The organism is Flammeovirgaceae bacterium SG7u.111 (genome assembly GCA_034044135.1).
GTDB lineage: Bacteria > Bacteroidota > Bacteroidia > Cytophagales > Flammeovirgaceae.
Map to the genome: position 1 here is coordinate 253,978 of CP139021.1, position 13,611 is coordinate 267,588.

The 13,611-nt window shown below is 44.2% G+C and carries 11 protein-coding genes; 7 read left to right on the forward strand and 4 right to left on the reverse strand.

The genetic code is table 11. The features are described from left to right. The first annotated feature begins 130 nt into the window (after positions 1–130). From R9C00_01010 to R9C00_01025, 4 genes are all read left to right on the forward strand, one after another. Positions 131–466, forward strand: a complete 336-nt coding sequence (locus R9C00_01010) for a helix-turn-helix transcriptional regulator (protein WPO36027.1) — start codon at positions 131–133, stop codon at positions 464–466. Beyond that, positions 466–3,192, forward strand: coding sequence for an ABC transporter permease (locus tag R9C00_01015; protein WPO36028.1), 2,727 nt, complete (start codon positions 466–468; stop codon positions 3,190–3,192). Before R9C00_01010 ends, R9C00_01015 begins: the two co-directional genes overlap by 1 nt. A gap of 104 nt (positions 3,193–3,296) precedes the next feature. Next, the gene (locus R9C00_01020; GenBank protein WPO36029.1) at positions 3,297–3,890 is read left to right on the forward strand and encodes a hypothetical protein; all 594 of its coding nucleotides are present in this window, start codon (positions 3,297–3,299) and stop codon (positions 3,888–3,890) included. Positions 3,891–4,023: 133 nt separating this feature from the next. Beyond that, a complete protein-coding gene (locus R9C00_01025) occupies positions 4,024–4,845 on the forward strand; it encodes a hypothetical protein (protein ID WPO36030.1) in 822 nt (273 codons plus the stop codon). Between the two features lie 239 nt (positions 4,846–5,084). On the opposite strand, the gene xrtN is transcribed toward R9C00_01025, so the two are convergent. From xrtN to R9C00_01045, 4 genes are all read right to left on the reverse strand, one after another. Next, on the reverse strand, positions 5,085–6,425 hold the full coding sequence (gene xrtN / locus R9C00_01030; protein WPO36031.1) for an exosortase N: 1,341 nt from the start codon (positions 6,423–6,425) through the stop codon (positions 5,085–5,087). 221 nt (positions 6,426–6,646) lie between these two features. After that, positions 6,647–9,190, reverse strand: a complete 2,544-nt coding sequence (locus tag R9C00_01035; protein WPO36032.1) for an XrtN system VIT domain-containing protein — start codon at positions 9,188–9,190, stop codon at positions 6,647–6,649. 206 nt (positions 9,191–9,396) lie between these two features. Further along, complete coding sequence (locus tag R9C00_01040; protein ID WPO36033.1) at positions 9,397–9,702, reverse strand: transcriptional regulator; 306 nt, start codon at positions 9,700–9,702, stop codon at positions 9,397–9,399. Continuing rightward, positions 9,683–10,324, reverse strand: coding sequence for a hypothetical protein (locus tag R9C00_01045; protein ID WPO36034.1), 642 nt, complete (start codon positions 10,322–10,324; stop codon positions 9,683–9,685). Before R9C00_01045 ends, R9C00_01040 begins: the two co-directional genes overlap by 20 nt. A 403-nt stretch (positions 10,325–10,727) precedes the next feature. On the opposite strand from R9C00_01045, the gene R9C00_01050 reads away from it, so the two are divergent. The 3 genes from R9C00_01050 to R9C00_01060 all read left to right on the forward strand — a co-directional run bounded on the left by R9C00_01050 (position 10,728) and on the right by R9C00_01060 (position 13,554). Further along, the gene (locus tag R9C00_01050; GenBank protein WPO36035.1) at positions 10,728–12,437 is read left to right on the forward strand and encodes a GMC family oxidoreductase; all 1,710 of its coding nucleotides are present in this window, start codon (positions 10,728–10,730) and stop codon (positions 12,435–12,437) included. After that, positions 12,437–12,976 (forward strand): gluconate 2-dehydrogenase subunit 3 family protein, encoded by a 540-nt coding sequence (locus tag R9C00_01055; GenBank protein ID WPO36036.1) that lies wholly within the window; start codon positions 12,437–12,439, stop codon positions 12,974–12,976. The genes R9C00_01050 and R9C00_01055 overlap by 1 nt, the downstream gene beginning before the upstream one ends. 140 nt (positions 12,977–13,116) lie before the next feature. Then, positions 13,117–13,554, forward strand: coding sequence for a peptidylprolyl isomerase (locus tag R9C00_01060; protein WPO36037.1), 438 nt, complete (start codon positions 13,117–13,119; stop codon positions 13,552–13,554). Positions 13,555–13,611: the final 57 nt, after the last annotated feature.

Consider the following 13,611-nt stretch of genomic DNA (forward strand, 5'->3'; position numbering starts at 1 on the left):
TATTTCAAAAGGTTGATTGCCAGTTTTTTATTTAGCTATCTCTAAGGTGGGAAACCTACTTGCTGGAGTGTATTATTTGCAATTTAATCTATTAGTTATAATTTTGTATATTATACAATGTATAACTAATATGGAAAAAGAGAACAAAGGCTTAGGCGAATTTGAAGAACTAGTACTGTTAGCAGTCTGCATTTTGGAAGGCGAAGGCTATGGTATTTCTGTAAAGAAAGAAGTAGAAAAACATTCTGGAAGATCGATTCTGCTAGGGGCTGTGCACATCACGCTGTACCGTCTGCAAGACAAAGGCTTGCTCACTTCTGAAATGGGGGGCAAATCGGAGAAGCGTGGGGACAGAAAAAAACGCTTGTTCAAGATTACGGACCATGGTATGCGCCAGCTTCATGCAGCACAGGATGTCCGACTGAAAATGTGGCAACTTATTCCTCCACTAAAGCCCAGCTTGTAATGAAGAAATCTAAGAATAATAAAATTCCTTCATTGGCAAATTGGCTGATAACCAAACTGCTAGATGAAGAGTATTTAGAAGAGTTTCTGGGCGACCTGCAGGAAATGTACGAGGAAAGAAGGCAGGAGAAAAACACATTGTACGCCCGCTTTTTCTACTGGATAGATGCTTTCCATTTGCTCTTCGGCTTTACCTCTTTCAAAATTTTCAAATCTCAACATACCAATTGGATGCTTAAAAACATGTTCAAAATTGCCTGGCGAAATGCCTTGAGGCAAAAGCAATACACTGCTCTCAATTTGCTCGGGCTCACGCTTGGAATCGCTACTTGTTTTGTCATTGGCTTGTATGTGCACCATGAATCAACCTTCGATCGGTTTTATGAAAATGCGGATCGAATTTATAGGGTGAACCAACCGAATATTTGGGGAGATTGGGAGGCTATTTCCTCGGCAACAGGTCCGAATGTAGCCACTGCCTTGAAAGCGGATATTCCCGAGTTTGAGGAAGTGACGAGGATAGCAAACATGGGCTATCAAACAGTAAAAGTGGTGGATGAAAAAGAGCGGATGATGTCTTTCCAAGAAGATGCATTTTTCTTGGCGGAAGAGAATTTCCTCAATGTATTTTCATTTGAGGTGTTGGAGGGAAATGCCGAGGCAGCGTTGAAAGATCCAAGTAGCCTCATCATGACTCGCGAAACATCGGAACGCTATTTCGGGTTTGACGATCCGCTTGGGCAGTTGGTAGAGGTGAGGCAGTGGGACGGAACTTGGAGAACGTTTACAGTAGGTGCTATCATTGCCAATCATCCTGATCGGTCGCACATCCAATTTGACATGCTGGGATCGCTCAGCAGTATGGATGACCAAATGAAAATGCACGGATGGAAGTGGATTTGGACAATATTTTCCACCTATGTATTGGTGCAAGAAGGTACGGATATAGCTGCCCTCACAGATAAAATACAGGCTGTTCCCCCCAAATGGGCACCTCCTACTACCGAACAGATTTTCAACCAAACATTTGATGAATTTACTGCTGGATATTCCTGGAAACTGTATTTACAGCCACTGAAGGATATTTACCTCTCTGCTGCTCCAGACGCCCATAACTTCGGCCCGACTGGCAATCCGCAATTTGTGAAGCTTTTTATCGCCATCGGACTGCTTGTTTTGTTGCTTTCCAGTATCAATTTCATGAACCTTTCCACCGCCCGTTCGTCCAACCGAGCCAAAGAAGTGGGCATCAGGAAAGTGATGGGTTCGAGAAGGAAATCATTGGTAGGGCAGTTTGTGTTCGAATCGACCTTGTATGTATTTGTGAGTACAATTTTAGGATTGGGCATAGTTGAATTGTCTTTGCCTATGTTCAATAGCCTTTCGGGAACGCAACTTGAATTATTGCCATATTTTGGGAATTATGCGTTTGTTGGGTTGGTGATTTCTTTCATTTTGTTATTGGGCATTTTGGCAGGAAGTTACCCTGCATTTTACCTTTCTGCTTTTAATCCTATCCAAACACTGAAGGGTAAAGTCAGTGCTGGGTTTAAAGGGGCTGCCGTCAGGAACGGTTTGGTCGTATTTCAATTTACCATTTCTATCGTCCTGATTATTTGCGCTGTTTTTGTACAAAAGCAATTGGCTTTTACTTCTACAATAGATGTTGGTTTTGCCAAAGAAAATGTGTTGCAAATTCACAATATAGAGCAATTTGGCTTTGAGACAGAAGCGATCAAAAACCAATTGGCAACCTATCCTGAGATAGTAAAAACAGGAAAGTCTTTTGGCTTGCCACCAAATATTTGGTCGGGCGATAGGTACAAAGATGCAGCAGCTGGAAACGAGGTGTTGCAATTCAGAAATGTGAGAACAGAAGCGGATTACCTCGATTTGCTAGGGGTAGAATTTTTGGACGGAAGGAATTTTGACGAAAAAAGCCCAGCGGATAGGTTAAAGGTGATTTTGAATGAAGAAGCCGTAAGGCAGTTGGGTTGGGATGTGGAAGAGTCGCCTATTGGCAAAAAAGTCGCATTGGCTTCTGGTGACGAGGACGAGTTTGAGGTAATTGGCGTAGTGAAGGATTTTAATTTCAATAGCTTGAAGCAAAAAATAGATCCACTCATCATCATTCACCAGCAAAACAACACGGTATGGGATTATGGGGCAGGTTTGTCTTTTTATGCTTTGAGGCTTAATCCTGGCGTGGTGAAAAGCGCTGGGGAGTTGCAGAAACTACTCGATAAAATAAAGGAAGATCTGAAAAAAATAGATCCTGCTGTGCCTTTTGAATACAGTTTTATGGACCAACAATTTGAGGCTTCCTTTCGGTTTGAGCAACAAATAGCGACTATTCTCAATGTGTTTACCCTTATGGCTTTCATCATCGCTTGCCTTGGTTTGTTTGGGCTAGCCGCCTTCTCGGCAGAGCAGCGGATAAAAGAATTGGGGATCAGAAAAGTATTGGGTGCAAGCGTTTCCCAGTTAGTTCTTTTGTTCTCTACAGAATTCACCAAGCTGATTTTGGTTTCCGTTTTGTTGGCATCTCCCATCGCTTGGTTTTTGGTGAGCGAGTGGCTGAAAGACTTTGCCTACCAAACCCCGATTGATCTCTGGGTATTTGTGGCTGCAGCCTCAGGCGCGTTGGTTATTTCATTTCTCACCATTAGCTACCAATCGCTCAGCGCAGCTTACAAAAATCCGGTGGATACCTTGAAGAGCGAGTAGGTTGAATTGTTTTTTTTATCCCAAAGGAGATTGCTTTTGAAAACCTCCTACGGGGAGATTACAATAGTAGAGAGAAGTAAATACTTTGAAAAAAATATTTTAACATGAAAACTCTGACTGTAATACTTTTTGCATTTGTACTGCTTGGTGCCTGTAGCAGCCCAACGAATTCTGACATTACCCAACAACCAACTCTATCCGATTATCAAGTTGGTGAAAAATGGGTTTGGAAATATAAAGGGGTAACGACGGCAGGAGAAGTACGCTCGGATGGAGAAGATACAAGAGAAATAGTCAGTGTCGATGGGGTTTTAGGCATGACAATCGGAAATGACACCGTCCCTGTTGCTGATATTGTGAAGCCGGAAGACAGCGAAACTCCTAAGTACGACTGGCCTTTGGAAGTAGGTAAAAAGTGGAAATATGAGAACAGTTGGACAAGTCAAGATGGGACTACGGGAAACCAGCGTCAAGATGCTGAGGTTTTATCATACCAAGAAGAAACGGTAGAAGCAGGGGCATTCATGGCCTACACAATTAAATACACGGGTAAAATCACGAATTCGAGAGGGTATAGCGCAAATGAAGAGGAGATTTGGTTGTACGCCCCGGCATTAAAAACCTTCATTAAGCTTACCCAGACTCAAGGTGATTTTGTTTATGTAGAAGAACTGATCGAATATTCAAAACCTGAATAAGGGTATGTTTGAAGATTTTAACTGGTTGCATAATACTATGCAACCAGTTTTTTTTGTGCTTCTTGAATTCTATATTTTTCTTTGTTATATTTATATAAGAAGCTGATTTTTAACCTCTGACCGATTGTGTTTTATGAAAAGGTTATGCCCGTTATTTTTGTTTTTAATATTTGTTGGAACGATTTCCTGCACTAATTCTGAAATAGAATTTGAAGAAAACAAGGTAGTTGATCTGACTTCCGAAAGCGAAGCAAGAAAATACCTTGGGGACTATGCAGATATGTTTTTCACTGCAACAAATGGTTCGATGTACATTCGTACCACTGGTTTTGGGAATAGGATGCGGAACGATCAAGAAATAGAGCAAGGGGAAATTTTTGCAAGGTATAATAAAGTGTTGGGGCAGGAAGTTTCTGACCGAGGCGAGTTTGTTTTTGATGACCTGAAAATGGTGTATAACGAAGCAAACGGTAATTATTTGCCCACTGAGGGAAGTTTGAGCAACGAGGAAAAGGTGGAGAAAATAGCCCCGGTTTTTGGCAAGAAAAGTACAGTAAAGCTCATCCGAGATGGAAAAGTGGAGCTGGCCTTTGAACAGTACGTGCCCAAAAAGTTGGTGGTGGAAATCCCACTTGCCATGGCGCACTCTGGCTCAAATAGTTGGTCTTTACCGAAAAGTGATTTTGAAATCGAGTGGAATAAGGACGGGAAAAATGAAAATGGCTTGTTGCTTTATATTTTATGGAGCGAAGGTTCAGCCGTGGTAAAAAGAGTAATAAGGCTTGAAGAGAGTGGGAAAGCTATAATTCCTAAAGAACTATTTGAGGGGATACCCTCAAGTTCTGCTGTTGAACTATTTTTTATCAGAGGCAGCGTAGACATAAAGTACCTTTCGGAAGAATCCTTCAAGTTTTATGGCGTGGCACAGTACCAAATTACGATGGTGGTAAAATGATTTTTTAGGGGATAAATAACCGTCGTGGTCGTTCCGACCGCCCACGACGCTGGGGTGCTTACCAAGGCTAATTCCCTTTCAGGAATACATCCTTGCCACCCGACCATCTACCTCCGCGGGGGTGATGCATCGGGAGGGGCTGTTTCCTATTCCGTCATTGCCGCGGAGGCGGGCAATCATCTACTGCTTTCCATAACGTCGTGGGCGCGCGAAGCGACCACGACGTAGGCATCTCATCATCAAATAACCCCATTTCCAAACCACTTCAAAACTTCTTTCTGCACTTGTTCGGGGCTTTCGCAGGTGATGTTGATGAGGAAAATTTTATCTCCATGTTGGAGCATTTGTTTTCGCCATTCCCACTGGCTGGTGGTTTGTAAACCGTCGCTTTCGTACCACCATGCGGTGTAGAGCACATCCTCGTTTTTTTGGAGCTCGGCAATGAATATTTCCTTTCCGCCTACTTCCTTTTTTTGTTCTTGGCTGAGGGCATAGCCGCTGCCCCGCCAGCAGATGGTGGGGTTGTGCTCGCTGCGATAAAAACCTAGGCAAGGCTTGGCATAAATAATCGCTTGCGGGCTGGTCATCTTGAGCGTTCCTCCTGCTGCCATGCTACAGTTCAAAGAAGCTTTTTTTGCCACTTTTTCGTACCCTGAAAAATCGGCTTGGGGGTTTTCTTCCAACACCGCAGGCTGGAAGTTGAGATAAATCAATCCTACAAAAAAGCTTCCCATCAACATATTTTTTGCGTAAGCTGAAAAAAGAGGAGGGAAGCGAAGCTTGAAAGAGAAAAATTCTTTCCCACCAAAAAGCGTTGCCCAAAATCCAGAGATAAAATACAGCGGAATAAACACCCAAAGAACCAGACTGAAAATTCCTAGGAGTTCGTGGGAAAGGGTTTCGGGCATTGCCCGCAAGAAAACGATGGAAACGATGCGGCAGAGGTTGGAAATTAGCACCAGCACCCCAATGACAACCAAGTAGCCGCCCATGGGCAGCCAGCTTATGCTTTTTTTTGCTTCCCGAAGCTGGAATGCGAGAAGACCCGTGCCCACGATGTAGGCCGTGATGAGCATGTTCAGTCCCGAGCAGGCTTCGTCCACGGCGAAGAGGGTTTTGCCTAGGTAAATTAGGTTGCCCTCCACCCGAATATCCTTTTCCACAAAGCCAAGGAAAAAGCCTGCTATTTGGGTGAGTTGCAAGCGCAAATCGAAGCTGAAAATCTTGAGCAAATAAGCGGTGAATGGCGAGACGAGCAAAAGCAAAACTAAGGGAAGGGGGCTGAGTTTTCCCAACTTGGACTCGAGTATAAAAAGCAAAAAGAAGCAGACTGCTACAAACAAAACCGTTGCTAGTTGGAAGCCGAAAACATAAGCCGTTAGCAAGCCCAGTGCCCACCAGCCATAGCGATTGGAGCGCTCTTGATTGCTTGAAAAAGAAATAGCAAAAGGCAAAAATGCAGCAACCAAGGCGACATTGAGCCATTGGAAGGCATAGCCCCAAAGCGGTCGGCTCGTCAGGGAAAGGCAAAGCCCCACTGCCAAGAAAATATACTGAAGTTGTTTTTTGTTGGGTTTCATAAGAGCAGTTTTATCTCTTTATCTCGCTCGGCTCTAGCCGAGTGAGGGGTATTTGGTGAGCGTCCCGCTCACTGTAGCCAGAGGCTACTTAAATAGTTGCCACTCGGCTGGAACCGAGCGGCATTTGCGGTGTTTTTAAAGTTGCCAACAGAAGTTATCAACATATCAACACCCCAAAGATGTTTCACTTGAGAGCCAAGGCATGCCTTAGCTCTACTATATTAAACTAGTCTCATTTTCCTTCTCCAAATCATAAATGCCAAGAAGCCCAAGCCGATGATAATGAGCGCCCATTCGTGCGGTTCAGGGACTGCGCCTGAATTGGAGATGGCGGCGTTGCCCAGCCCGTTCACCGAGTTGTCGATGTCGAAGCGGTCGTAGTCCTCTTGGCTTTCAAGGCTTACCAAACTTGAAAATGGCGAGACCACATAGGCTTCTTTTGCCAAGGCAATTTGCTCTTCGGTCACTTGGTTCTTATCAAAATAACTAGCCCTCAAGTTTTTCATCAACTGCCCAAAAGCATGGACACGCATGAGGTGATCGGGCGCTGTGCCAGCTGATTGTTGATAACTTTCCGACTTTCTCACTACCATCTGTGCCTGAGGGATATAGGTGTCATTTTCTGCCAATTCTACCTGTGGATAAGTTTGCTTATCAACAGTAGTTATCAACATATCAACATCCCCTCGGAGGTAATGGAAGCAGCCCAATTCGTTGAGCGATTGCACATAAGGCGAGGGCGTTTCCCCAAGGTCGAGCAGCTTGATTTTTGGTATATCTTTGTTGAGAAAGTTGTTCATTTTATAAGCGAAGTCGATGCCTTCCATGTCTTCGAGCAATGGAGAAAAACTATTGGATTTGCTGATGATCAAACTCGACTTGGGCTGGCTCACGAGGTGCAAAGCAGGTAGTCCGTAGTTTTTCCGAGCTAGCTTTCTGAAAAGTTTTTCTTGGTTTTCCTCATTCATTTTTATCAATTCACCACCATCGAAAGCAAATACCTCCAAGTGGTTTATCCCTTCCCAAACTTCTTCCCACAGGTCTTCGTCCCAGCTTTGGTCTATGTCCAAATACACTTGCTCAATGCTGGTAGGCATTTGCCTAAATTGCGGTGCAAATGCTTGGTACTCGTACCCACCCCAAGCGAAAGTAGCAGGGGAAATGTCTAGCAAAGGCTGCTGGTAAATCCATTCGTTTTTTGAAGTACTTTCTTTCACGAACGTGCCGTCCTCTGCTTCGTAAAACCCGTTAGGCATCTGGCTGCCTTCGGGCATTTTACCCACTATTTTCAGCTTCACAGCTTCCATGGCATCGGTTGAATTTGGACCTTGGAAAGCAATGTTGTCTACTACGAGCTGTCCATCAGTTAACCGCATGGGCATGGTGAAGCCAACTTCAAATTTACGGGCTTCCTTGGAGGTACAAGGGAACACCGAAACGGTGATGCGGTTGCCTTCCTGCCAGTGCATCAGCGCAGGGTCTCTTCGCTCCACGCCTACGATGGTGCTGTATGCCGAATCGGCTTTGTGGCGAGTGGTGAGCGCTCCTTTTTCTTCCTTTCCATTTATCCACAACGAAAGCGAAGTGCCGATAGCCCCTTCGGGCAAATGGAACGTGTAAAGCGCTTCTTCTTCTCTTGGCCAACTGTTTTTATTCTGGTTTTCTATGGTGAATGTCTTTTGGAAATACGCCAAGCGGTGCTGGGGGAACACCTCTACATCGGTGCGGATAGTGCTTGTTGCCAAATGCGTTCCCCGCCACAGCCTGCGGTTGAAGTTGTGGCGGTTTCCGTGGTCGCTTTTGGAAATTAGTTCTGCAGCATTTCTGTCCAGTCCGAGTTTGCCCAAAAATAGGTTGCTAATAAATACCATTGGGTTGTGTTCCTTGCCTCGGTCAAATCCAATCCAAAGAAAATCATTCGAACGGTTGATTTCTGTATTGAGGTGAAGTTCAAATGCCTTGTTTGTCCAAGCATTTTTGGTGATATGTTGGTCAATATACATCCATTCGGGTAAGCCTTGTTTGCTGATGAGGTAGTCCTTTTTTACACTCTCGATGTCTTGGTGGATAATCCCAACAGAGCTTAAAAACCATATAAGGATGATAATAGGTGATGCTATGCCCAAGATGAGCGGGGTACGCATATAGTTGTGTTTTTTCACGCTGTTTTTACCTTCTTTAAAGAGTAAAATAAAGTTGGCAAGAGGAACAAAGGAATGGAGCGAAAGCCCAATGAAGAAGAAAAGTATGGCAGAAAAAGGATAAATTGGGATAAGGTAAATTGCCAAATACCCGTGAAGTACCAAGCCCGACCCAATGAGGAAAACCAGCACCGCATCGAAAATAGTGGGTACTTCAACGCGATGGCTTTTGATGATAAGGGCAAATTGAACCAAAACCGTATAGCCAAGCAGCCAAGCTGGGAACTCGCTGAATACCCTCATTTCTTCATTGAGGGCAAAGCAACTGATGAGGAAAAGGGTGTAGGCAAATGCTTTGTCGCTGGCGGGATGTTTCCAGAATTTTAATTTGAAGTGGGGATAATAGAAAACTATTCGGATGAAAAAATAGGAAAATACTAGCACAAAGTTTACAAAGAAAGAGGCCTCTTCAAGATTATTTTTGATAGAAAGATAATAAAAGCCTAAAGATGCCAGCACCATGACGATGCCGGCAAGTGACATTGGTGACCATTTAAACTTGAGTTTGCTAGAGCTTGGCACTTTGCCTTCTTGCAAGATTTCCTTTTCTGTGATCTGTTCCATTAGCGTATGTTTTAAGTTGTATTTTTTGTTGCTAACTCCCGCTCGGCTCCTGCCGAGTGAGGGATATTTGGTGAGCGTCTCGCTCACAGTAGCCAGAGGCTACTTAAATAGTTGCCACTCGGCTAGAGCCGAGCTACTGGCTTGTTTTTATTTACTAAAGTACTTTGACTTACAAAGTGAATGCTCAAAAAAATATCCTACCTCCTCTACATCGAATTTTTCATTTTGAGCAAGGCTTCCAAAGCGTCTAGGTGGTCGGTAAAGGCTTTTTTTCCCTCTTTTGTCACTTCAAACGAAGTATTTGGTTTTTTGCCAATAAAGATTTTGGTCACGGTGATATAGCCCTTTTTTTCAAGGGCACTGATATGGCTGGCTAAGTTGCCATCTGTAGCGTCCAATGTTTCCTTTAGGTGATTGAAATCCACCTTTTCGCTCACCACCAGTACCGACATTATTCCCAACCTTATCCTATTTTCAAAAGCCTTGTTCAGCTTATTTATCAGATCTTTCACGCTCGTACTTTTGGTACATGATGATTCCATACAAAATGTGTAGCAGCCCGAAGCCTACGCTCCAAAACAGCAAGCCATAGCCCACAAAAAAGCTCGACAAAATTCCTAAGCCTATTTCGAGGACACCCAACTGCCTGATTTCCCCATGGGTGAACTTGCCTGCGTTTACCAGTGCCAGCCCGTAGAAAATCAGCGTTGCGCCAGGCACCAGACCGCCCACGCCCCAGTAAAACAGCTCTAGGCAAAACAGCCCTCCTGCCACAAGCGGCAAAAGTAGGTGGAAAAGCCACATTTTCATGGAACTGTGCCAGATTTTCTCTCCACGCTTGCGGGTATTTTTCACCGTGAAATAGATTCCTGTACTTACGGCTAGCAGTAATACCACCACCGCATCTAGTAAGAGGTAGGAGATTATCTCGGTAGAGCTGAGGAAAATACCATCGAGAAAAGGTACTCGACCCCGGTAGAGAAGCATGTAGGCAACAGCTGCTCCGCCCAAGGCGAAAAAACCTGCAAATACCCCCGAAAGCCCGCTGAGGGACAAGAAACGAGAAGATCGCTCCATCAAGCTCCTGATCTCCGTTAAGTCGTTGAGGTAATCCGTTTTTGTTTGTTCTGACATTTTGATAAAGTAAAGTACTTTGAATTACAAAGCGAATGTAGCGAGCTTCCTTCAATCTTCCAAAAAAAGGTAGAATGTTTTGCAAGTTTTAACAAGTGGGAGGGGACGGTTTTAATAAAATTATGAAAAACCAGTATCATTCGCATCTGCATGGGGAATGGTTCGGTTCTGGTTATGAATGGATAAACCATAGGATAAAAAAGAAAAAAAGCCGCTGACAACCCATCGTACCAAACGTTCCCAAGATTCCCTGAACCACAAATGCACTTTATTAATTAAAAAGCAAAAAGTGGGCTCACAGTTTTACAAAAAAAATGATAAATTGTGAGTTTTTACATACCTGTAAGCCTGCTTACAGACAATCAGTTTAATCTATTATTAACATAACCTCACAAATACAACAATGAGTAAATATTATTATGGAGAGGAGCGTGACTTCTATGATGCGATCGTCGTTGGTACGGGCATCAGTGGGGGATGGGCAGCCAAGGAGCTTTGCGAAAGCGGTTTAAAGACCTTGGTGTTGGAACGTGGTCGGATGGTCGAACACGTAAAAGACTACGAAACAGCAAACAAAGACGATTGGGATTTTCCTAACGGAGGCAAGTTGTCTCAAAAAGAATTGGCATTGCAGCCTAAACAAGCCCGCACGGGTTATATTATGCATGCGGCATCGCACAAATGGTTTGTCAATGACATTGAACATCCCTACAGCGAAACCAAGCCGTTTGATTGGCACAGGGGCTACCATGTGGGGGGGAGGTCTATTATGTGGGGACGCCACAGCTACCGATGGAGCGACATGGATTTTGCAGCAAACAAGGAAGATGGGCATGGCATAGACTGGCCCGTTCGATACAAAGACATTGCCCCGTGGTACAGTAAAGTAGAGTCTTTCATAGGAGTTTCAGGTGAGCCATTGGGGCTTCCTCAATTGCCCGATAGCGAGTTTTTGCCCATGATGGAGCTCAATTGCGTAGAGCAACATTTTAGAGAGAAAGTTTCTGAAGGATTTGATGGGAGAGTGGTGACTTCGGGAAGAATAGCGCACATCACAGGTGATAAGCGATTTGAAGGAAGGACAAATTGTCAATATAGAAACCGCTGTATAAGGGGCTGCCCTTATGGAGGATATTTCAGTAGCAATGCAGCTACACTTCCTGCTGCTGCAAAAACAGGAAATATGACACTTCGCCCCGATTCGGTTGTAGCAGAAGTAATTTATGACCCAGATACGAAAAAAGCCTCTGGTGTAAAAGTGATCGATAGGCTCACAAAAGAAGAGATGGTTTTCAATGCCAAGGTTATCTTTTTGTGTGCTTCCACGGTAGGTTCAACTTCTATTTTGATGCAATCACGTTCTGACCGTTTTCCTAATGGTCTTGGAAATGATTCGGACCAGTTGGGAAGAAATATGATGGACCATCACCTTGGGGTAGGTGCTAGTGGAACGTTCGATGGTTACGATGATAAATATTACAAAGGTCGCAGGCCAGGTGGGGTTTATATCCCTCGCTTTAGAAACCTAGGCGGAAACTCGAAGAAGGATTTTATTCGAGGGTATGGTTACCAAGGAGGTGCCAGCCGAGGAAATTGGCAAGATGCCGTGGCAGAGCTTTCTATGGGAAAAGACCTTAAAGAAGCGATACTTTCTCCAGGAGGATGGAGAATGGGGATTAGCGGATTTGGAGAAATCCTTCCTTATGAAGACAACCGAATGACTTTGGATTATGATAAGGTAGACGGTTGGGGACTTCCAACTGTGAATTTTGACGCAGATATTCGTGACAATGAGCTCAAGATGCGTGAAGACATGGTGAGCCAAGCTGCAGAAATGTTGAAAAAAGCAGGTATGAAGGATGTGAAAGAGAGAAATGGTACTTACAATATGGGGCATGGCATCCATGAAATGGGAACGGCCAGAATGGGAAGAGATGCGAAGACTTCGGTATTGAATGGAAATAACCAAGTACATGCCGTGCCAAATGTGTACGTAACGGACGGCTCGTTTATGACCTCGGCCAGTTGCGTAAATCCTTCATTGACATACATGGCATTTACCGCACGTGCCGCTAATCATGCAGTTAAAGAACTTAAAAAAGGAAATATATAATGGACAGAAGAAAAGCATTATTAAACATGGGAAAGTCGCTGGGGTATACCGTGGCAGCACCCACTTTCCTAAGCTTCATACAAAGTTGTAGCAAAGGAGACGAAAGCGCCGTTTGGGCGCCTACTTTCCTTACAAAAGACCAAGGGGCAACGCTAACGTATTTGGTAGATGCGCTCTTGCCCAAAACGGATACTCCTTCGGCTTCGGACATGAACGTACACGTGTTTATCGACAAATTTGCTGCCGAGGTAATGGACGATAAGCAGCAAAAACTCTTGAAAGAGACCTTGGACAAAATAGCGCAAACAGTTGGAGGAGAGATAAGCCAAGAAGCCGTACAAAAAGTAGCCGTTTCTATTTATAAGGAAAATACAGAAGGTTTTCCATTTGCTATGAGAATAAGAGACCTGACTATTTGGGGCTACAAATGCAACGAATATATAGGAGAGCAAGTGCTTGCTTATTTACCTGTGCCGGGTCAATACGTTTCCTGCGGAGACGTGCAAGAGCTTTCGGGTGGAAGAGCGTGGTCTATTTAAATTATAAATAGGATTTTTAAGCCTACTGTACGAGGGGGCAAGTAAAGTGGAGGCGTCGTTGACATATCCCACAGTGCTTGCCCCCTCCATATTTTTCCCTACCTTTGCACCCATTATTTTACCAAACAAGATCTGACATTATGAAAAAGGCAGAATTCCATACCGCAAAGGGCTTGATGAAAGTAGAGTTTTACGAAAAGGATGCTCCTATAGCGGTTGAAAACTTTACCAAATTAGCCAAGAAAGGCTTTTACGATGGGCTTACTTTCCACCGAGTGATCCCTAACTTTGTAGTACAAGGCGGATGCCCAGATGGTACTGGCGCTGGCGGTCCTGGCTACACCATAAAATGTGAGCTTGACGGCGACAACCAATACCATGACCGTGGCGTGCTTTCTATGGCACATGCAGGAAGAAATACTGGCGGTTCGCAGTTTTTCATCTGCCACAGCCGTGACAATACTTCTCACCTCGACGGCAACCACACTTGCTTTGGCAAAGTAGTGGAAGGCTTGGAAGTGATCGATGAGATTCGCCAAGGCGATAAGATCGAGAAAATTGTTGTGATTGAAGAATAGTAGCTATTTGTGAATAGGGAAAAGGCATGGGAGACTATGCCTTTTTTCATTGAATAG

Coding starts and splice junctions, on each gene's coding strand:
- R9C00_01010 (WPO36027.1), top strand. CDS start 131: ATGGAAAAAGAGAACAAAGGCTTAGGCGAATTTGAAGAACTAGTACTG.
- R9C00_01015 (WPO36028.1), top strand. CDS start 466: ATGAAGAAATCTAAGAATAATAAAATTCCTTCATTGGCAAATTGGCTG.
- R9C00_01020 (WPO36029.1), top strand. CDS start 3,297: ATGAAAACTCTGACTGTAATACTTTTTGCATTTGTACTGCTTGGTGCC.
- R9C00_01025 (WPO36030.1), top strand. CDS start 4,024: ATGAAAAGGTTATGCCCGTTATTTTTGTTTTTAATATTTGTTGGAACG.
- xrtN (WPO36031.1), bottom strand. CDS start 6,425: ATGAAACCCAACAAAAAACAACTTCAGTATATTTTCTTGGCAGTGGGG.
- R9C00_01035 (WPO36032.1), bottom strand. CDS start 9,190: ATGGAACAGATCACAGAAAAGGAAATCTTGCAAGAAGGCAAAGTGCCA.
- R9C00_01045 (WPO36034.1), bottom strand. CDS start 10,324: ATGTCAGAACAAACAAAAACGGATTACCTCAACGACTTAACGGAGATC.
- R9C00_01050 (WPO36035.1), top strand. CDS start 10,728: ATGAGTAAATATTATTATGGAGAGGAGCGTGACTTCTATGATGCGATC.
- R9C00_01055 (WPO36036.1), top strand. CDS start 12,437: ATGGACAGAAGAAAAGCATTATTAAACATGGGAAAGTCGCTGGGGTAT.
- R9C00_01060 (WPO36037.1), top strand. CDS start 13,117: ATGAAAAAGGCAGAATTCCATACCGCAAAGGGCTTGATGAAAGTAGAG.